We start from the raw sequence: 19,155 nt of genomic DNA on the forward strand, positions 1-19,155 counted from the left end.
GATTTTTCCTATCAGCGCGCGGCCTCCGGGCGGCAGCGTAGGGGGCATGATCCTGGTCACCGGTGCCACGGGCACCATCGGAAGTGAAGTCGTCAGACTGTTGACCGAGAGGGGCGAGCCGACGCGCGCGATGACCCGCGACCCCTCCAAACTGAGCACGTACGGCGTGGCGGGCGACTTCGCCGACCCCGCGTCGCTGGACAGGGCGCTGGACGGCGCCGACACCGTGCTGGCGCTGACGGCGTTCGGCCGGTCGCTGGCCGACCACGACCTCGCCCTGGTCGAGGCGGCCAAGCGGGCGGGCGTGAAGAAGATCGTGAAGATCTCGGCGTTCGGCACGGGCGAGACGACCGACGAGAAGGACGTGCGCTCCTGGCATCACCACGGAGAGCGGGCCATCAGGGAGAGCGGGATGGCGTGGACGATCCTGCGCCCCGCCGGGTTCGCCTCCAACGCGTTGATGTGGGCGCAGTCGGTCAGGGCGGGCGAGCCTATCCCCAACATGACGGGGCAGGGCGGGCAGGGCATCGTCGACCCGCGCGACGTGGCGCAGGTGGCGGTCGAGGCGCTGACGGGAAGCGCGCATGAAGGAAGGACCTATGAGCTCACGGGGCCCGAGGTGATCAGCGTGCCGGAGCAGGCCGACCAGATCGGGCAGGCGCTCGGCAGGCGGGTGGAGACGGTCGCGGTGCCGCTGGAGGCGGCGAAGGAGGGAATGCTGGCCTCGGGGGCCGACCCGTTCTTCGTGGAGGTCGCGATGACGGGGTTCGCTTTCCTCGCGGCGGGGAATGCCGCCCGGCTCAGCGGGGACGTGGCGGCCGTGCTCGGGCGGGCCCCGCTGAGCTTCGCCGACTGGGTCCGCGACCACCGCGCCGCCTTCGAGTGATCTCCAGGCCGCGGGTCCTGAGCGCGGCCCGCGGGCTCAAGGGGCGGGGGGAACGGAGAGGGACGGGTAGGCGTGGCCCAGGTGGTCGGCGACCGCCTGGGCGGCGCCGTGCCCGTCGCGGGCCGCGACCAGCTCGTAGATGCGCCAGTGGTCGGCCATGAGCACGTCGGTCCGCCCCGCGGCCTCCACCGCCGCGACCGAGTAGGCGTGGATGGTCTGCCGCAGCGCCCGCATGGTCGCCGACAGCAGCCTGTTGCCCGACAGCAGCGCCACGCCCAGGTGGAAGGTCACGTCGTGGTCGACGAAGGAGCGGGCGTCGCCCGCCCGCTCCATCTCCTCCAGCGCGGCCCGCATGATCTCCAGGCCCTCGGGCGCGTCGACGTGCTGCACCGCCCACTGCTCGATCATCAGACGGGTGGCGATCACCTCGCCGAGCGACAGCGAAGCCGTACCGAGGTGGAGCCGCAGCAGGTCGGCCAGCGCGCTCTCGGGCCTGGAGGTGAGCACGGCGCCCGCGTCCGGCCCCCTGCCCGCCTGCGAGGAGACCACCCCGAGCGTCTCCAGCACGCGCAGCGCCTCGCGCACCGACGAGCGGCCGACCTGGAGCTCCTCCGCCAGCTGCCGCTCGCCGGGCAGGCGGTCGCCCACGGTGAGCCCGTCGTCGGCGATACGCCGCTCGATCTTGGCGATGACGTCCTCGAAGGTCCGGGGCTTCCTCATATGGTCAGACCATACTATGGTCAGACCATACTTTGAAGGGAGTGCCGTGCGAGTCGCCCTGTTCATCACGTGTGTCAACGACACGCTCTTTCCCGGCACGGGTAAGGCGGTGGTGTCCCTGCTGCGCCGCCTCGGGTGTGACGTCGACTTCCCGCAGGCGCAGACCTGCTGCGGCCAGATGCACATCAACACCGGCTACCGGCCCGAGGGCGTACGGCTGGCCAGACACTTCGCCGAGGTGTTCGACGGCTACGACGCGGTGGTCGCGCCCTCGGGATCGTGCGCGGCGATGGTGCGCGAGCAGTATCCGAGGCTCGGCGTCGAGCCGCCGCCCGTCCACGACCTGTCGGAGTTCCTGATCGACGTGCTGGAGGTGGAGGACGTCGGTGCCGCCTTCCCGCACCGGGTCACCTACCATCCGACCTGCCACTCCCTCAGGGGGCTGCGCCTCGGGGACAAGCCGACGCGGCTGCTCCGGCGGGTGCGAGGGCTCGAACTGGTGCCCCTCCAAGGAGCCGAGGAGTGCTGCGGCTTCGGCGGCACGTTCGCGGTGAAGAACCCGGCGATCTCCGCGGCGATGTGCGCCGACAAGGTGCGCAACGTGATGGACACCGGCGCCGAGGTGCTCTGCGCGGCCGACAACTCCTGCCTCATGCACATCGGCGGCACCATGCGCCGGCAGCGGACGGGCGTGCGCATCATGCACCTGGCCGAGATCCTGGACGCCAGATGAGCGTCTTCATCGGCATGCCCGGAGACTTCCCGACGAACGCCGCGCAGGCCGTACAGAACTCGCAGCTGCGCTACAACCTCCGCAAGGCCACCCACACGATCCGCGGCAAGCGGGCAGGCGTCGTCGGCGAGCTGCCCGACTGGCACGAGCTCCGCGAGGCGGGCAAGGCGATCAAGGACCACACGCTGCGCCACCTCGACCGCTACCTCGTCCAGCTGGAGGAGGCGGTCGAGAAGGCGGGCGGGCACGTCCACTGGGCGCGCGACGCGGCCGAGGCCAACAGGATCGTCACCGAGCTGGTCAAGCGGACGGGCGAGACCGAGGTCGTCAAGGTCAAGTCGATGGTCACCCAGGAGATCGGCCTCAACGAGCACCTGGCGGGCGAAGGCATCGCCGCGTTCGAGACCGACCTGGCCGAGCTGATCGTCCAGCTCGGCGACGACTCTCCCAGCCACATCCTGGTGCCCGCCATCCACCGCAACCGTGCGGAGATCCGCGAGATCTTCCTGCGCGAGATGGGCGACGCGCCGCAGGACCTCACCGACGAGCCCGCCGCCCTGGCCGAGGCCGCCCGGCTCCACCTGCGCGAACGCTTCCTGCGCAGCAAGGTCGCCATCTCCGGCGCCAACTTCATGATCGCCGAGACCGGCACCTGCGTGATCCTGGAGTCCGAGGGCAACGGCAGGATGTGCCTGACCCTGCCCGAGACGCTGATCAGCGTGGTCGGCATCGAGAAGGTGCTGCCCACCTGGCGCGACCTGGAGGTCTTCCTCCAGCTGCTGCCGCGCAGCTCCACCGGCGAGCGCATGAACCCCTACACCTCCACGTGGACGGGTTCCACCGAGGGCCAGAGCTTCCACCTGGTGCTGCTCGACAACGGCCGGACCAACGTCCTGGCCGACGAGGTGGGCCGCCAGGCGCTGCGCTGCATCCGCTGCTCGGCCTGCCTCAACGTCTGCCCCGTCTACGAGCGCGCGGGCGGCCACGCCTACGGCTCGGTCTATCCGGGGCCGATCGGCGCGATCCTCACCCCGCAGCTGCGCGGGCTCGGCTCCGCCCTCGACGCCTCCCTGCCCTACGCCTCGTCGCTGTGCGGCGCGTGCCTGGACGTCTGCCCCGTCGCGATCGACATCCCCGAGGTGCTGGTCGACCTGCGGGCCAAGGTGGCCCACCCCCGCGCCGAGCGCATGGGCATGCGGGTCGCCGGGTGGATCCTGGCCAAGGAGGTACGGCTTGCCAGGGCGCAACGCCTGATGACACGCTTCCGCAAGCTGGCGCCCCGACGGCTGCCGGGGCCGCTGTCGGCGTGGACCGACACCAGGGACCTGCCGGAGATCCCCGAGGAGTCCTTCAGGGACTGGTGGGCGCGCACCGAGCGGCCCGGCGAAGGGAAGGCGACCTCATGAGCGCCCGCAAGGAGATCCTCGACAGGGTGCGACGAGCCGTCGAGGGAGCCCCCGAGGTGGAGATCCCCCGTGACTACCGCACCTCGATCCCCGTCGACGATCTCGTCGCCCGTTTCGCCGAACGCGTCGACGACTACCGGGCGATCGTGCACGTCGTCCCCGCCGTCGAGGTGCCCGCGCTGGTCGCCGCGCTGACGGCGGGCAAACGCATGATCGTCCCGCGGGCCGTACGAGGAGAGGGGCCGTTGACCGTCGCGACGGCCGTGGAGGAGGACGAGCTGCTGACGGCCGACGGCGTCGCCACCGGCTGCGCGGTCGCCATCGCCGAGACCGGCACCATCGTGCTCGACGCCGGGCCCGACCAGGGCCGAAGGGCGCTGACGCTGGTGCCCGACTACCACCTGTGCGTGGTCAGGGCCGACCAGATCGTCTCCGGCGTCCCCGAGGCGGTCGCCAGGCTCGACCCCGCCAGGCCGCTGACCTGGATCAGCGGGCCGTCCGCGACCAGCGACATCGAGCTCAACAGGGTGGAGGGCGTCCACGGCCCCCGTACCCTCGAGGTGATCATCAGTACCTGATCACAGCCGAGACCTGCTTCACCTCCGGCGAGAACCACAGCTCGGCGTCCGTCATCGCGGCCGCTCTCGCGATGGCCGAGTCCGCGCGCTCACGCACCGGCGACTCCACCCCCCACCGGCGCAGCTCGTCGGCGTCGGTCGACAGCTGGGTGCCGCCCGCCCCGATCCACACCAGGTCGGCCAGCTCGCCGGGGGAGAGCACGGCGAGCACCCTGCCCTCGCGCAGCAGCCGCGCCACGCGATCGAAGCCCACGGGCCCCTGGTGCTCGCGATGCCGGTCGAGCAGCTCGGACTTGCGGCGCTCCAGCCACGTGTCCAGAGCGCGTTCCACGTCGTATTCGTATTCATCGTGATCGGCGCGGCTGCCCTGCTCGGCCATCATCACCCGGTCGGCCGCCTTCGTGCCCAGGTGGTCGCACAGCAGCGAGCGCGACTTCGGCTCGCCCGCCACCACGATCAGTTCGGCGCCGATCCTGCGCACCTGCTCGTCCACCTCGTGCGCCACCGTCTCGGCGTCGTGCTCCCATGACTCGTCCGCCGCGCCTTCGTAGCTCTTGCGCGACCAGCCGCCCTGCGCCGTCTTCTGCAGCGGCCACTTCTGCGCCGTCCCGATCGCCGCCCGCGGCGAGCCGCCGCCGAACACCGTCAGCTCGGCGCCCTCGCGATCGAGCACCACCCGCAGATGCGGCACGTTCTCGCCCCGGGCCATCAGCAACGGCGTCACGTGCGGCAGCGGCGACCAGCGCGCCTGCTCCAGGCGCGGCGGGTCGGCCAGCGTCTCGGCCATCACCAGCTCGCCGCCCGCGGCGAACAGCGCCCGTCCCGGAGCGGGAACCGCCACGGCCGTCTCCAACGCGTCGAGGGTGTCCTGATCCGCCTGCTCCATACTGTCCCTGAACGCGCGCCACCGCCGCCGCTCGTCCTCGGCGCTCAACCCCGCGAGGTAGACCGAGGCGTAGGGACCGTGCCGCTCGTACAGCGGACGGATGAAGTCGAGCCTCACCTCACCACCTCTTTCGCTCGATGCCGAGCCCGAGGGCCTCGGCCACCTCCGCGATGTCGGTGAATGTGCCGCCGCGCGGGAGCCTGCTCACGGCCTCCACCACGAAGTCGTCCAGCCTCGGCCCGTGCTTGCCGCTTTCGCGTTGCATGATCTGCCTCACCCCTTTCGAACTGCCCGAATACTCGCCCTACCCGCGCGAACCTCACCAAACATCCCCCTGACTCGGCTTCCTGACAGGGGTCCTGCGGCTCTCGGGAGCGCTGGAGTCCCGGGGCTTGTAGGGTTTCGGAACCGCTTTGAGCTCTTAGGGGAACAGTGAGCGTTTTCAACCCTCAACTTCGCATCACCACCGACCGCCTGACCCTCCGCCCGTTCCAGCCGGACGACGCCGACAGGATCAGGGCCATCGTCGAAGCCGGCCACCGATTCCTCCCCCCGGGCGCCCCTGGCCACGTCGCCGCCATCGCCCACTGGCTCGCCACGGGCGTCCACGAGCTCCAGCGGTCGGGCCAGGGCGTTCACCTCGCCATGGCGGACGGCGAGGGCCGCGTCGTCGGCGCCATCAGCCTGTTCAAAACCCACTGGGGCGCCGGCATCACCGAGGTCGGCTACGGCGTGCACCCCCTCTACAGGGGAAGGGGGTTCGCCACCGAAGCCGTCCGCGGCCTGTCCGCGCGGGTGTTCGACGCGACCGACCTGCGCAGGATCGAACTGCGGGCCAACCTCGACAACACCGCCTCCCTCCGCGTCGCGGAGAAGGCCGGCTACGCCTACGAGGGCGTGCTGCGCGCCGCCGAACCGGAGGACGACGGCGCCCACGACCTGGTGGTGTTCGGGCTGCTGCGCGGCTCCACCGGCGCGCCGAACATCTTCCCCCAGGAGGAGCTGGTCACCCCGCGCCTGCTGCTGCGCAAGTTCGTCGCCGCCGACGTGCCCGACCTGACCGCCACCGCCGCCGACGAGCTCACCCAGCGCCGAACCAGCGTCCCCCGCGGCTACACCGAGGAGCACGGCAGGGTCTATGCGCTCATGATGACCGAGCAGCACCGCATCAGCGGCGGCGGGATCGCGTGGGCGGCGGTCGAGAGGGACAGCGGCAGGTTCGTGGCCAGCCTCGACCTGAAGGGCACCGAGTGGGGCCACCGTTCGACCGAGGTCGGCTACATGACGGCCCCCTGGGCCAGGGGGAACGGCTACGCGGGCGAGGCGGTGCTGGCGATCGCCAGGTGGCTGTTCGACAAGCAGGGATTCCGGCGGCTCCAGCTGCGGGCGGCCGTCTCCAATCTCGCCTCCCAGCGGGTGGCGGAGAAGGCGGGCTTCACGCGGGAGGGCGTGGCGCGCAACGGGGGAGGAGACGAGGACCTCGTAGTGTTCGGGCTGATCCCTGGGGACCTTCCGTGACCTGCCTCGGCCACGTGCGCTCGGTGAGCGTGTCCCTGGACTGACGCCCGCCCCGCGCGAAGGATGGCGCGTGACCCGGCTTGCCGTACACACTGGGTCGAGAGGACGGTGAGTCGGATGATCACGGTTATCGGCTGGGACGGATCGCCGCTGTCGGCCAGGGCGACCGACTGTCTCCAACAGGCCGCGCTGGTCACCGGTCCCGAGCGGATCCTCAGGCGGTTCCAGCTCCCCGTCACCGCCGGCGAGCTGCTGGCCACCCTCGACGAGCACCTCGAACAGGGCGAGGGGCCCGCCGTCGTCCTCGCCGAGGGCGACCCCGGCTTCTTCGGCGTCGTGCGCGCGCTGCGCGGCCACGGGCTGAAGCCCGCCGTGATCCCCGCCAGCTCGCTCGTCACCCGCGCCTTCGCCCGAGCGGGCATGAGCTGGGAGGACGCGCTGATCGTCGCCCCCGAAGGCCCGGAGCAGCTCAACAGAGTCGTCAACGCCTGCCGCGCCCACCACAAGGTCGGCGTCATCGTCACCCCCGGCGTCGGCCCCGCCGAGGTCGCCAGGGAGCTCGCCCCCACCACCCCGCGCGCACTGATCGTCTGCGAGGACCTCGGCGGGCCCGACGAGCGCGTCACTCACAGTCGCATGGGCGAGGCCACGACCAGGCCGTGGAAGGACCCCGACGTCGTCCTCGTCGTCGACCCGCTCTACCGCGCCGAGCACCGCGCGTGGGTGGCGGGAGCCAGACCCGGCCCCGACGAGTGGGCCGTCGGGGGCGACCTGCCGCCCGAGGTGAGCGCGTACGTGCTGGCCAAGCTCGGCCCACGCCTCGGCGATCTCGTCTGGGACGTCGGTGCTGGCTCGGGCGGCATCGCCGTCGAGTGCGCCAGGCTCGGCGCCGCCGTCATGGCCGTCGAACGAGACGAGCAGGCCTGCGCCAGGCTGCGCGCCAACGTCATCGGCCACGGCGTCAAGGTCGCGCTGACCCGCGGCCAGGCCCCTCCCGCGCTCGAACCCCTCCCCGACCCCGACGCGGTGTTCGTCGGCGGCGGCGGTGCCGACGTGATCGTCGCCTGCGCCGACCGTGCCCCCGCCAGGCTCGTCTGCACGCTCAAGACGGTCGAACAGGTGCCCGCCGTACTGCAAAGACTGAAAGAACACGGATACCGTGCCGAAGGCACCCAAATCCAGGCATCACGGCTGGTCATGCAGCCTGACGGCTCCCACTCGCTGACCGCCGAGGATCCCGTATTCGTCGTGCATGCACGTAGAGTGATCTGTGCATGACCTGCACGCATCGGATATCCTCGCGTGTCTTGTCTAAATACCCCCAGGTCACAGGCGTGGAGATCCCCTTCATGAAGCCGCCGCTGCTGCTCATCGGGCAGGGCTCGCACGACGACACAGGTGCCGCCGAGTTCGGAAGGTTCGTCCACAGGCTGCGTTGCCGCCTTGAGGAGAGCTCCGCCGAAGTCTCAGGGGGCTACCTCGTCAAGGCCAAACCCAGGCTGAGCGAATCCGTCGCCTCTCTCGTGTCCAGAGGTCACCATCGCCTCGTGGCGCTGCCGCTCAGTCTCAGCCGCATGGAGGAATTCCCCGCCGCCATGGCGCTGGAGCAGGAGCGCCACCCCACGCTGATGTACGACTACGGGCGCCCCCTTGGGCCCGACCCCCGCGTGCTGTCGCTGCTGGCCGAACGCCTGACCGAGGCCGCCGCCGAGATGCCCAGGCTGCGCCCCCTCGACGACGTCAAGCCGCGTCTGCGCGTGGTCCCCTCGATCCCCGTCGAGGAGCCGGGCGAGCACATCGACCCGGCCGAGACCGCCGTCGTGCTGGTCGGCGAGGGCTCGACCGACCCCGCGGCCAACGCGGAGGTCCACCGGGTGTCGCGGCTGTTCTGGGAGACCCACGCCTACGACTTCATGACGGTGGAGACCGCCTTCGTCTCGGTCACCCCGCCCGGCGTGCCCGGAGGCCTCGAACGCTGCCGCCGTCTGGGCGCGCGCCGCGTCATCGTCGTGCCGTACCTGCTGTTCGCCGGCGGCATGCTGGAGCGCGTCTGGGCGCAGGCCCTCGCCTACGGAGCAGGGCACCCCGACCTCGACATCCGCTGCGCCGAGGTGATCGGCGACTGCGAGGTGCTGGCCGACGTGGTCATCGACCGCTACGAGGAAGCGCTTCAGCTGGCCGAAGGGGTCTCCGCATGACGGTGCAGGACGTGCTCGCCCGGATCACGCCCGCTTCCGCCGCCGCGATGGCCGACGCCCGCGCCCACCAGAGCCGCCTCACCAAGCCGCCGGGCTCGCTCGGCGCCCTGGAGGAGGTGGCGGTACGGCTGGCGGGCGCGGCCTCCACCTGCCCGCCGCCCATGCCCGAGCCCGCCGCGCTGGCCATCTTCGCCGCCGACCACGGCGTCCACGCCCAAGGTGTCTCCCCGTGGCCGCAGGAGGTGACGCTCCAGATGGTCGCCAACTTCCTGGCCGGCGGCGCGGTCGCCAACGCCTTCGCCGCCCAGGTGGGCGCCTCGGTCACGGTCGTCGACGTGGGTGTCGCCGCGGACCTGCCCGCCGCCGACGGGCTGCTCTCCCGCAAGGTGGCGCACGGCACGGCGGACCTGTCCCTCGGCCCCGCCATGACCGTCTCCCAGGCCGTCGAAGCCGTCGAGGTCGGGATCTCGGTGGCCGAGTCGCTGGTGGCCGACGGCGCCCGCTGCCTGATCACCGGGGACATGGGCATCGCGAACACCACGGCTTCCGCGGCACTGATCTGCGCCTTCACCGGAAGGGACGCGGCCGAGGTCACCGGCCGCGGCACCGGCATCGACGACGCCACCCACGCCCACAAGGTGGCCGTCGTCCGCCAGGCTCTCCACGTCAACGGCATCCCCGAAAGCCCTCTCGAGGTCCTCGCGGCCCTCGGCGGCTTCGAGCACGCCGCCATCGCGGGCTTCATCCTCGGCGGCGCCGCGGCAAGGGTCCCCGTCATCCTCGACGGCGTCATCGCCGGATCCGCCGCTCTGGCCGCCGCGGCCCTGGCGCCCGCCGCCGTCGACCACTGCGTCGCAGGTCACCGCTCCGCCGAGCCCGGCCACACCGCCGCCCTCGACCATCTCGGCCTGCGCCCCCTCGTCGACCTCGAACTCAGGCTCGGCGAAGGCACCGGAGGCCTGCTCGCCCACCCCCTGGTATGCGCGGCCGTACGGGTGATGCACGAGGTGGCGACGTTCGACTCCGCAGGTGTCACGGAGAAGCAGCCCTAGTAACCAGGACCCGGTAGGTTTGCCTCCTGACACACCAATCCTCGCGAACGGGAGATCCGCCGACATGAGCCCCTACCTCCTCGGCCTGCGCCTCTCGGGCCGCCGGGTGCTCGTCGTGGGCGGCGGACGGGTCGCTCAGCGACGCGTTCCAGCCCTGCTCGAAGCCGGTGCCGAGATCACCATCGTGTCGACGAGCGTCACTCCGGCCCTCGACGACCTCATCGCCGCGGGACGCGTCACCTGGGAGGCCAGGCCGTACCAGGTGGGCGACTGCGACGGCGCCTGGCTCGTGCAGGCCTGCACCAGCGACAGGTCGGTCAACACGGCCATCGCCGCCGAAGCCGAGGCCAAACGCATCTGGTGCGTGCGCGCCGACGACAAGGACGCCTCGGCCGCGTGGACGCCCGCCAGCGGCAAGGTCGACGAGATCGGCATCGCGGTCACGGCGGGCGGCGACCCCCGAAGGGCGGCGGGCATCAGGGACGCCGTGGTCAGCGCCCTGCGCGACGGCACCGTCGACGCGCGCCGCAACCGCACCAAACCGGTCGGCGTCGCCCTGGTGGGCGGCGGCCCTGGCGACCCGGGCCTGATCACCGTTCGCGGACGGCAGCTGCTCGCCCAGGCCGACGTGGTGGTGGCCGACCGGCTCGCGCCGCGCGCCCTGCTGGACGAGCTCGCCCCCGACGTCGAGCTGGTCGACGCGGCCAAGGTGCCGTACGGCAGGTCGCTCTCCCAGGAGAAGATCAACGAGCTGCTGATCTCGCACGCGCGCGAGGGGAAGTTCGTGGTGAGGCTCAAGGGCGGCGACCCCTACGTCTTCGGCAGGGGTGGCGAGGAGATGCTCGCCTGCGCCCGCGCGGGCATCCCCGTGATCGTGGTCCCCGGCATCACCAGCGCCGTCGCGGTGCCCGCCTCGGCCGGGGTTCCCGTCACGCATCGCGGGGTGAGCCAGGAGTTCCACGTGATCTCCGTGCACGTCGCGCCGGACAACCCACAGTCCACCGTCGACTGGCCAGGATTGGCCCGGTCAAAGGGGACATTGGTGCTCATGATGGCCGTCGAACGTATCGCTTCGATTGCGGAAACACTCATCCGCGACGGACGTTCGCCGGAAACTCCCGTAATGGTGGTACAGGACGGTACTCTTCCGACCCAGCGGGCCGTCACGGCCACGCTCTCCACCGTGGCCGACCGGGTGGCAGCGGCCGGAATCCGGCCACCGGCGATCGTCATCGTGGGCGACGTCGTGCGGGTCGGCCAGGAGGTCGAGATGGTTCGAGCGGAGCGCGTGCCGTGAGATCGGCTGGTGACGCCCCCGAGTCGCTGGGGGAACAGACCCTCAGCTTCCGCGCGATCAGGGACGACGACGGTCCCGAACGCGCCGCCGAGGATCAGGAGCGGGTACGGCAGGCGAACGGCGCCGCGCCGCCGCCCCCCGACGCCCACACGGCCTCGATGGCCGACGACCAGGAGGACGGCGCGGAGGACACCTTCTTCGCCTTCGCCCGTCCCGCCGCACACGACCTGCCTCGGCCGGACGACTACTCCACCCTGGACCCCGAGCCGGCCTTCGACACGCTCACGCCCGCGTCCGACGACTTCGACGCCTTCGCTCCCGCGGCACCCACGGCACCCACGACATTCGACGCCTTCCGCGCCGCCACGCCCGCCCGCCAGACGCCTCCGGCCGCTCACCCCGACCCACTCCCCACGAACCCCCGCACCGAGCGCCACGCCGAGGCAGCCGCCTCAGCCGACGGGCCCGAGTTCACCGACGTCTCACCGGAGGAGCCCGCCCCCGCCACGGCGGAGGACTTGGCGCAGACCGGCGTACCCGACGCCGACGGTTCTGGTGGCGACGACGCGTCCTCGCCCGCGACCGAGGCGCCCGAGGACGAGCTTCCCGCCGCCCCGCAGACCGGCATCTTCGAAGGCGACGTCCCGGAAACCGGCGACGCCGAGGCCAACGAAGACCAGATCGCCGACGTCCAGACCGTTGACGACCAGCGCAGCATCGTCCGGAGCAGCGAAGTCCAGACCGGCGACGTTCAGGCCGCCGACGTCCAGACCGCTGACGTCCAGACCGGCCACGGCCAGATCGACGGCGCTGAGAACGAGGCCGCCGGCTCTGAGGCCGACGAGGACCCGGTCGCTGGTTCGGAGGTCGACGAGGCGGCCGAAGGCGGGACCACCGAACCGCACGTCGAGGCCGACTCCGCTGGAGTCATAGCTGACCGGCAGGGTGACGCCGAGGTCGCGGCGGTCGAGATCGAGGCCGCCGTAACGGAGGCTGCCGAGGCCGCCGAAGATGAGATCCGCGAACCGCGGGACGAGACCGACCCCGCTGAGATCACCGCCGACCCGCAGGACGACGCCGCGATAGAGGCCGTCTCCACCGTCGACGCCGAGCCTGACGACGAGGCCGCTCCCATCGAAGCCGCTCCTGTCGACCTCACCGGATCCGACCTCACCGGATCCGAGCGTGCCGAGTCCGATAGCACCGGGACGGGCGACACCGGGCCGGGCGACGCCGGGCCGAGCGACACCACGACGTGGGACACCGGGACCTGGGACACCGGGCCCGGCGACGACCTCGTCTCCGCCGAAGAGGCCGGGGCGGCTCACGACGACGACGCCATCGGCCCCGCCGGTTCGGGGGACGAAGCCGCCGACGCGCGCTCCGCCGTACAGGACCAAGCCGGCAGGGTCCTCGAAGAGGATCTGCCGGACGCCGCCGCGCAGGCGCTCACCGCAGCCCTGGACGCGCTCAAGGAGGCCGTCGCCGACCTGCGGTTCGGGCTCGAACTGCCCGGCGCGGAGGAGGCACGCGAGGCGCAGGCCGAGATCCTCACCCAGCTGCAGGACTACGTGCTGCCGAGGGTGCGGATGAGCGCCGCCCCCGCCCTCATCGTCGTCGCCGGCTCCACCGGCGCGGGCAAGTCCACGCTGGTCAACACCCTCGCCGAGAAGAACGTCAGCCGCACCGGCGTGCGCCGTCCCACCACGGGCATCCCTGTGCTCGCCTGCCACCCCGACGACGAGGCCTGGTTCGCCGGCGGCGAGCTGCTCGCGGGCCTGGAGCGGATCGACAGACAGAGCAGGGAGGCCGCCCCCGACAGCCTCGTGCTCGTCACCACCGAGCGCCTTCCACAGGGCGTCGCGCTGCTCGACACCCCCGACATCGACTCGGTCGTCGAGGAGCACCACGAGATCGCGCGGCGCATGCTGGACGCCGCCGACCTGTGGGTGTTCGTGACCACCGCCGCCCGCTACGCCGACGCCCCGGCATGGAACCTGCTCCGCCTGGCCAAGGAGCGTGCGGCCAGGATCGCGATCGTGCTCTCCCGCGTGCAGCCCAAGACCAAGGACGTGGTGCTCAAGCACTTCGTTCGGATGCTCACCGAGTACGGCCTGGGCGACGTCGAGCGGTTCGTCATCGACGAGTCGGCCGTCGCCGACGGCAAGCTGCCCCACGGCGACATGACCGAGCTGCGGATGTGGCTGGCCGAGCTGTCGGTGGACGAGGAACGGCGGGCGCAGGCCGTACAGGACACGCTGAACGGCGTGCTCAACAGCTTCCGCACCCGCGTTCCCGCGCTCGCCAGACACCTGGAGGGGCAGGTGGCCTTCCGCGCCGAGCTGCGCACCGACGTCGATGTGGCCTACTCGGGCGCGCTCGCGCACATCGAGACCGCCATCCGCGAGGGAAACCTGCTGCGCGGCGAGGTCCGCGCCAGGTGGCAGGACTTCGCCGGCTCCGGCGACCTGACCCGCAGCTTCCGCAAGAAGGGCAAGCCGGTGCCGCCCGAGCGGATCACCGCCTTCAGGGCGGCGCTCAGGACCGCGCTCGAATCGCTGATCACCTCCGCCGCGCACCACGCGTCCGACGAGGTGGGCGCGCGGTGGCGGCGGCGTTCGGAGCTGGGCGCCGGCCTCGATCGTCCTTCCGACGATCTGGTCCGTCGTACCGGAAGGGCGGTCGCCGCCTGGCAGGAGCACGTCACCGAACTGCTGCGCACCGACGGGGTGACCAAGCGGTCGGCCAAGGTCGTCTCGCTCGACGCCGAGTCGCTCTCGCTGATCTTCATGGTGGGGCTGTTCAGCGCCGACGCGCTGCCGCAGAAGCTGCTCAAGAGCCTGCTGGGCGCCGAGGCGCTGCGCAGCATCAGCGCGAAGGCGCTCAGCGACCTGCGCGCCAGGATCGTCATGCTGTTCGACGAGGAGGCCATGCGGTACGTGCGGGCACTCGACGCCGCCGGGATCCCGGACGAGGCCGCCGCGACCCGCCTCTACCAGGCCACGTACAACCTCGAGGTCGCACGATGAGCATCTACTCCGTCACCAAGCCCGGGCTGGGCGCGAGGCTCGCCGCGCTGTCCAAGGTCGCGGAGCTCGGCCAGGGGCGGCTGGACCCCAAGCTGCTGGCCGACGCCTCCCAGCTGCTCACCAGGGCGGGCGAACGGCTCAAGCTGTCGCCCGACCACACCGTCGTCGCGCTGGCGGGCGGCACGGGCAGCGGCAAGTCCTCGCTGTTCAACGCCATCTCGGGGCTCGAACTGTCGCCCACGGGCGTGCGCCGTCCCACCACCGCCCGCACGCACGCCTGTGTCTGGGGCATCGAAGGCGCGGCGCCGCTGCTCGACTGGCTGCAGATCCAGTGGCGCCACCGCTTCGCCAGGGCCAGCGCGCTGGACAAGGGCGAGAGCCAGCTCCACGGCCTGGTCCTGCTCGACCTGCCCGACCACGACTCCATCAGGGCGCTGACCGACCCCGAGGCCGACCGGCTCATCGGCCTGGCCGACATGGTGGTCTGGGTGCTCGACCCGCAGAAGTACGCCGACGCCTCCACACACCGCCGCTACGTCACGGAGCTGGCCGGGGACGACGCGGTCACGGTGTTCGCGCTCAACCAGTCGGACAGGCTGTCGACCGAGGAGGTCGCCGAGCTTGTCATCGACCTGAACGACCTGCTGCGCCGCGAAGGCGTCACCCAGCCGTCCGTGGTGCCCACCTCGGCCGTGACGGGGCGCGGCATCGACAGCCTCAAGGGCGTCATCGCCGACGCCGTCTCCAAGCGCAGGGCCGCCATCCAGCGCATCGACGCGGACGTCGACCGCATCGAACGCCGCCTCGTCCAGGCCATGCCGGTCGGCGCGGCACTGTCGGCCCCCTCCTCCGTGGACGCGGCCCGCAGGGTCGGGCTGACCGACGCGCTGTGCGACGCGGTCGGCGTTCCCGCGGTCGGCGAGGCCATGGAAGGCGTCTACGCCACCCGCTCGGGCTCCTGGATCTCGTGGCCGTTCGCCAGGCTCGGCTCGGTCCTGGGCGGTGACCCGCTCAAGAGCCTCAAGCTCGGCGACCTGCGCGAGGAGATCCGTTCGCTGGCCGGAGGGTCGGTCACCGCGCAGTCCTCCGAGGTCGACAACGCCGTCCAGGCGCTGAGCGACGGCCTCACGGTCGGGATGAACGAGGTGTGGCGCTCGGCCGTACACCATGCGGCGGGATCTCGGGCGGCGCAGCTGCCCGAGGCGCTGTCGGACGAGCTGTCCGAGGTGGCGCCGCAGCTGGACAAGGTGCCGGTGTGGTGGCGGCTGCTGAAGTTCTGGCAGTACCTGCTGGTTCTGGCCTTCGTCGCGGGTCTCGCGTGGGTCGGGGTGGCGCTGGCGTTCGGCGTGTTCGCCGCCGGACGGTTGCCCGAGTCGCTCGCGCTGTTCGGGGACGCGGCGACGCTGCCGTGGGTGGGGTTGATGACGGCTTCGGTGCTGGGGCTCGGGGCGCTGTCGGCGATGGCGTCCAAGAACTTCGTGGCGCTCGGGGCGGCGAACGAGAGAGACCGGCTCGAGCGCGAGATGCGCAAGCGGGTGGGCGCCATCGTGGAGAGCATGGTGGTGGAGCCGGTGGAGCGCGAGCTGACCCGCCATCACGAGTTCTACACGGCTATGAAAGCCCTGTCGGGCTGACTTTCCTCTGTACGGCGGGCATTGTCCACAACCCCGGCCCACGCTGAACTCCTCCCTCCACAGAACCACGTTCGGCCAGCCTTCCACCCACCCTTGCACGACACCGTTTCCTCATGCAGCGGGCAACCGGCCCGCCACATGGGAGGCACGATGAACGACATCTACATCACGCTCACCGGCAACGTCGCAGCCCCACCCCGCCAGCACGCCTTCGCCGACGGGTCGCGGGTGACCTCGCTCAGGGTGGCGACCAGGCATCGCTTCTTCGACAGGAAGACCCAGGAGTGGTCCGACGGCGACACCGTGTTCTTCGCGGTCCGCTGCTGGCGCACCCTCGGCGACAACGTGGCCCAGTCCTTCCAGGTCGGACATCCGGTCGTCGTGTGCGGCAAGCTGCGGATCAGGGAGTTCGGGCCCGACGGCGACCGCAGGTTCATGCCCGAGATCGAGGCCAGTTCGATCGGCCACGACCTGCGGTGGGGCGTCGGCGCCTTCTCCAAGCCCGAGCGCTCGGGCGGCATCGGCACGCTGAGCAGGGAGACCAGGGAGAGCCTCGACGAGTCCACGCAGGACTGGGCCATGTCAGGCTCGGCGAACGTCCACCCCCTCCACGGACGACCTTCATCCGCGTCGCTGCCCCTCGCCGAGGAGACGGAGACGGAGACGGCACAGGACGACACGGCAGGCTGGCCCTTCCCCCTCGCTCCTGCCGACACCCCCGCCGAGCCCGCGTCGGAAGCACCACTGGTGGCCGCACCCGAGTCCGCACCCGAGCTGGCGGCCGCTCCGGTGGCAGCTCCGGCGGCGGCTGCTTCGGCTGTTGATTCGGACAACGGCGGCACGATCACACTCGTGCCGACCGAGGGCGAGGACAACGCGCCCGCGGAGGAGCCGGACGCGGGTCCCGGCGCCGGGCATCCGGGCGGCGCGGGCAAGGTCCGCATCCTGAACACCGAGGACGCCGCCCACGCCACCACGCCCCGCTCCCGCCGAGCCAAGGCCGCCTGACCGACACCCGCACCCGCCAGACCCGCGCCACCCAGGCGCGGCGTCTGGCGGCGTCGCGCGTCGGGTCCGCGCTGCTTTGGGTGTGGTGTCTGGCCGGGTCGCGTGTCGGGCGTGCGCCGCTTGGGTGTGGTGTCTGGCCGGGTACCTGCTCCACCTGGGTGTGGTGTCTGGCCCGGTCGCGTGTCAGACCCCCGCGACCCGGGCTCGGCCACTGGCCACCTCGCGTGTAACCCTGGCGTGGGCGGGATCACGCGCCACGCCTGCGGGTCGGACAGCGCCGTTTCTGGACTGATAGGTGCAAAACCTGGGCAGCCGCATGCCAAGCCGTACGCAGGGAGGAAATGGGGGGAGGCGGAGGGGGCATCGGCCGCGCATGGTGGCGCCGCGAGTGAGAACTCGAACTTGCCGGGAGGGGTCGGCCGATGGCGTTCCGTGTCAGATGGCTAGAGCATCTGTCAGATCCAAGTGACGCCCCGCACCATGGGGTGCTCCTTTCCAGCACGGCCCGCTCGCGGAGTGAGCGGTTCCATTCGCAGGCCACCAGACGCAGATGGCCATGGAGCCCAAGGTAGCGGTTCCCGTCGCGCAAAGCACACTCCGCAACTATTGTGTTACACATCGTTAGTCAGGGAGGAGGCGAGATGGCGGCGACCAGCCATACCTCGATCAAGCCTCGTAACAGTGTGTCCACACTCGCGGGCCGGTGGCCGTTGCTGGCGCAACGTCGGTCCCTCGTCGCCTACCTCGGCGGCATCGTGACGCTGGATCTCGTGGCGATCGCGTTCTTCGCGGCATCTGGCCCCTATCGCTGGCCGGACGTCCTGATGTTCGCGGCGCTGATGGGATGCGGCGCGGTGTGCATCGAAGCGACGCGGCGGCTCGGCATGCCCGCCGGTGTTTCCCGTGACCTGCTGTCAGCGTGGTGGCTGCCCGTCGCGTTGCTGCTTCCACCGGTCTACGCGCTGCTCGCGCCGATCCTGCTGCAGATGCTGATGCAGATGCGGGTCAGGGCGACGGTGCTCTACCGGCGGGTGTTCAGCTCCGCGGCCATCGGTCTCGCCGGTGGTGCGGCTTCGGTGGTGTTCCATGCCGTGGTGCCCGACGTTTCGGCGCTGTCCAAGGGCGCGGGTGCGCCGATCATGCTGGCAGTGGGGTGCGCGGCGCTGTTCGCCGTGCTCAACACCGCGCTGATCGTGATCGCCGCCCACACCGCCGACCCCGACACCCGCTGGCGCGACGTGCTGTGGGACAAGGAGAGCGCGATCCTCGACATCGTCGAGCTGTGCCTCGGCGTGATCGTGGCGATCGCGTGCGGGCTCAACCTTGCGCTGCTGGCGCTCGCGCTCCCGCCCGTCGTGCTGCTGCAACGCAGTCTGCTGCACGCCCAGCTCCAGGCCGCGGCGCGCACCGACCCCAAGACGGGCCTGCTCAACGCCGCCGCGTGGCAGCGCGAGGCCGACACCGAGATCGTCAGGGCCCGCCGTACGGGAGAGACGCTGGCCCTGCTCATCATCGACATCGACCACTTCAAACGGGTCAACGACAAGCACGGCCACCTGGTCGGCGACCAGGTTCTGGTCGGCGTGGCGGCGACGCTGCGCAGCCAGCTGCGTGACTACGACGTAGTGGGCAGGTTCGGCGGCGAGGAGTTCGTGGTCCTGCTGCCGCGCGCCGACATCACCGAGGCCCGCAGGGTGGCCGAACGCCTGCGCAGCAGGATCGGCCGCATGGCCGTCCCCGCCGACGACACCTTGATCACGGTGACGATCTCGGCTGGCGTGGCCATCATGAGCGTCCACGGCGACGACTTGATCGAGCTGCTCGCCGCGGCCGACCTGGCGCTCTACCGGGCCAAGGAACTGGGCCGCGACCGCATCTGCATCCCCGCCGTCCAGTCCGCGCCGCCGCCGACATCGATGGACCCACCGCCCGCTGCCTAACCCGCCACCCACGCTCGGAAGCCCATCGCCCATCGTGGGGGCCGCCGTTTCGCATCCGAGCTCGTCTCCGGTCGTGGGGCTGTGCTCGGGTCCGCGTCCGGTCCCTGTGGTGGGGAGCCGCGGCGCGTGCGCGCATTCGTCTCCGGCGCGTGGCCCCACCCGGTCGTGCGTCCCGACAGATTTCGTCTGGCCAGTTCTGGTTGTGGATCCGATGTCCGGTCGGTGTCGCTCGACGGGTGTGCTTACCGCCGTCGAAACCGGGCTGCGGCG

16 protein-coding genes are annotated in these 19,155 nt (G+C 71.4%); 13 read left to right on the top strand and 3 right to left on the bottom strand.

Features of this window, described 5'->3' with window-relative positions:
• The first annotated feature begins 46 nt into the window (after nt 1–46).
• Nucleotides 47–886, top strand: coding sequence for an SDR family oxidoreductase (locus AB0B45_RS26395; protein ID WP_358135415.1), 840 nt, complete (start codon nt 47–49; stop codon nt 884–886).
• Between the two features lie 36 nt (nt 887–922).
• On the opposite strand, the gene AB0B45_RS26400 is transcribed toward AB0B45_RS26395, so the two are convergent.
• The gene (locus tag AB0B45_RS26400) at nt 923–1,606 is read right to left on the bottom strand and encodes an FCD domain-containing protein (RefSeq protein WP_358135418.1); all 684 of its coding nucleotides are present in this window, start codon (nt 1,604–1,606) and stop codon (nt 923–925) included.
• A 46-nt stretch (nt 1,607–1,652) separates the two neighbouring features.
• Between AB0B45_RS26400 and AB0B45_RS26405 the strand changes: the two genes are divergently transcribed.
• Genes AB0B45_RS26405 through AB0B45_RS26415 form a run of 3 tightly spaced genes read left to right on the top strand, consistent with a single transcriptional unit; the run spans nt 1,653 to nt 4,323 of the window.
• Entirely contained in the window at nt 1,653–2,339 is a 687-nt protein-coding gene (locus AB0B45_RS26405) for a (Fe-S)-binding protein (protein WP_358135420.1), read from the top strand.
• The gene (locus AB0B45_RS26410) at nt 2,336–3,745 is read left to right on the top strand and encodes a lactate utilization protein B (protein WP_358135423.1); all 1,410 of its coding nucleotides are present in this window, start codon (nt 2,336–2,338) and stop codon (nt 3,743–3,745) included. The genes AB0B45_RS26405 and AB0B45_RS26410 overlap by 4 nt, the downstream gene beginning before the upstream one ends.
• Entirely contained in the window at nt 3,742–4,323 is a 582-nt protein-coding gene (locus AB0B45_RS26415; RefSeq protein WP_358135426.1) for an LUD domain-containing protein, read from the top strand. The genes AB0B45_RS26410 and AB0B45_RS26415 overlap by 4 nt, the downstream gene beginning before the upstream one ends.
• On the opposite strand, the gene AB0B45_RS26420 is transcribed toward AB0B45_RS26415, so the two are convergent.
• Entirely contained in the window at nt 4,313–5,326 is a 1,014-nt protein-coding gene (locus AB0B45_RS26420; RefSeq protein WP_358135429.1) for a Vms1/Ankzf1 family peptidyl-tRNA hydrolase, read from the bottom strand. The genes AB0B45_RS26415 and AB0B45_RS26420 overlap by 11 nt on opposite strands.
• A gap of 1 nt (nt 5,327) precedes the next feature.
• Nucleotides 5,328–5,474, bottom strand: coding sequence for a hypothetical protein (locus AB0B45_RS26425; RefSeq protein ID WP_358135432.1), 147 nt, complete (start codon nt 5,472–5,474; stop codon nt 5,328–5,330).
• Between the two features lie 167 nt (nt 5,475–5,641).
• Here AB0B45_RS26425 and AB0B45_RS26430 point away from each other — a divergent pair, with 167 nt between their 5' ends.
• From AB0B45_RS26430 to AB0B45_RS26470, 9 genes are all read left to right on the top strand, one after another.
• A complete protein-coding gene (locus AB0B45_RS26430) occupies nt 5,642–6,727 on the top strand; it encodes a GNAT family N-acetyltransferase (RefSeq protein ID WP_358135435.1) in 1,086 nt (361 codons plus the stop codon).
• Between the two features lie 117 nt (nt 6,728–6,844).
• The gene (gene cbiE / locus AB0B45_RS26435; protein WP_358135437.1) at nt 6,845–8,005 is read left to right on the top strand and encodes a precorrin-6y C5,15-methyltransferase (decarboxylating) subunit CbiE; all 1,161 of its coding nucleotides are present in this window, start codon (nt 6,845–6,847) and stop codon (nt 8,003–8,005) included.
• A 29-nt stretch (nt 8,006–8,034) separates the two neighbouring features.
• The gene (locus AB0B45_RS26440; RefSeq protein ID WP_358135440.1) at nt 8,035–8,925 is read left to right on the top strand and encodes a sirohydrochlorin chelatase; all 891 of its coding nucleotides are present in this window, start codon (nt 8,035–8,037) and stop codon (nt 8,923–8,925) included.
• Nucleotides 8,922–9,977: a nicotinate-nucleotide--dimethylbenzimidazole phosphoribosyltransferase gene (cobT, locus tag AB0B45_RS26445; protein WP_358135443.1), complete on the top strand. Its 1,056-nt coding sequence runs from the start codon at nt 8,922–8,924 to the stop codon at nt 9,975–9,977. The genes AB0B45_RS26440 and cobT overlap by 4 nt, the downstream gene beginning before the upstream one ends.
• A 64-nt stretch (nt 9,978–10,041) precedes the next feature.
• Nucleotides 10,042–11,274, top strand: a complete 1,233-nt coding sequence (gene cobA / locus AB0B45_RS26450; protein WP_358135445.1) for a uroporphyrinogen-III C-methyltransferase — start codon at nt 10,042–10,044, stop codon at nt 11,272–11,274.
• The gene (locus AB0B45_RS26455) at nt 11,271–14,303 is read left to right on the top strand and encodes a dynamin family protein (RefSeq protein ID WP_358135448.1); all 3,033 of its coding nucleotides are present in this window, start codon (nt 11,271–11,273) and stop codon (nt 14,301–14,303) included. The genes cobA and AB0B45_RS26455 overlap by 4 nt, the downstream gene beginning before the upstream one ends.
• Nucleotides 14,300–15,937, top strand: a complete 1,638-nt coding sequence (locus AB0B45_RS26460) for an ABC transporter (RefSeq protein WP_358135450.1) — start codon at nt 14,300–14,302, stop codon at nt 15,935–15,937. The genes AB0B45_RS26455 and AB0B45_RS26460 overlap by 4 nt, the downstream gene beginning before the upstream one ends.
• Before the next feature lie 150 nt (nt 15,938–16,087).
• The gene (locus tag AB0B45_RS26465; protein WP_358135452.1) at nt 16,088–16,945 is read left to right on the top strand and encodes a single-stranded DNA-binding protein; all 858 of its coding nucleotides are present in this window, start codon (nt 16,088–16,090) and stop codon (nt 16,943–16,945) included.
• Between the two features lie 641 nt (nt 16,946–17,586).
• The gene (locus AB0B45_RS26470; RefSeq protein ID WP_358135455.1) at nt 17,587–18,885 is read left to right on the top strand and encodes a GGDEF domain-containing protein; all 1,299 of its coding nucleotides are present in this window, start codon (nt 17,587–17,589) and stop codon (nt 18,883–18,885) included.
• Nucleotides 18,886–19,155: the final 270 nt, after the last annotated feature.

Source organism: Nonomuraea sp. NPDC049152 (assembly GCF_040648355.1).
Taxonomy (GTDB): Bacteria; Actinomycetota; Actinomycetes; order Streptosporangiales; family Streptosporangiaceae; genus Nonomuraea.

What these genes read in the sequence shown, in the direction of transcription:
- AB0B45_RS26395 (WP_358135415.1), top strand. Translation starts at nt 47, where the DNA reads ATGATCCTGGTCACCGGTGCCACGGGCACCATCGGAAGTGAAGTCGTC.
- AB0B45_RS26400 (WP_358135418.1), bottom strand. Translation starts at nt 1,606, where the DNA reads ATGAGGAAGCCCCGGACCTTCGAGGACGTCATCGCCAAGATCGAGCGG.
- AB0B45_RS26410 (WP_358135423.1), top strand. Translation starts at nt 2,336, where the DNA reads ATGAGCGTCTTCATCGGCATGCCCGGAGACTTCCCGACGAACGCCGCG.
- AB0B45_RS26415 (WP_358135426.1), top strand. Translation starts at nt 3,742, where the DNA reads ATGAGCGCCCGCAAGGAGATCCTCGACAGGGTGCGACGAGCCGTCGAG.
- AB0B45_RS26425 (WP_358135432.1), bottom strand. Translation starts at nt 5,474, where the DNA reads ATGCAACGCGAAAGCGGCAAGCACGGGCCGAGGCTGGACGACTTCGTG.
- cbiE (WP_358135437.1), top strand. Translation starts at nt 6,845, where the DNA reads ATGATCACGGTTATCGGCTGGGACGGATCGCCGCTGTCGGCCAGGGCG.
- cobT (WP_358135443.1), top strand. Translation starts at nt 8,922, where the DNA reads ATGACGGTGCAGGACGTGCTCGCCCGGATCACGCCCGCTTCCGCCGCC.
- cobA (WP_358135445.1), top strand. Translation starts at nt 10,042, where the DNA reads ATGAGCCCCTACCTCCTCGGCCTGCGCCTCTCGGGCCGCCGGGTGCTC.
- AB0B45_RS26460 (WP_358135450.1), top strand. Translation starts at nt 14,300, where the DNA reads ATGAGCATCTACTCCGTCACCAAGCCCGGGCTGGGCGCGAGGCTCGCC.
- AB0B45_RS26465 (WP_358135452.1), top strand. Translation starts at nt 16,088, where the DNA reads ATGAACGACATCTACATCACGCTCACCGGCAACGTCGCAGCCCCACCC.
- AB0B45_RS26470 (WP_358135455.1), top strand. Translation starts at nt 17,587, where the DNA reads ATGGCGGCGACCAGCCATACCTCGATCAAGCCTCGTAACAGTGTGTCC.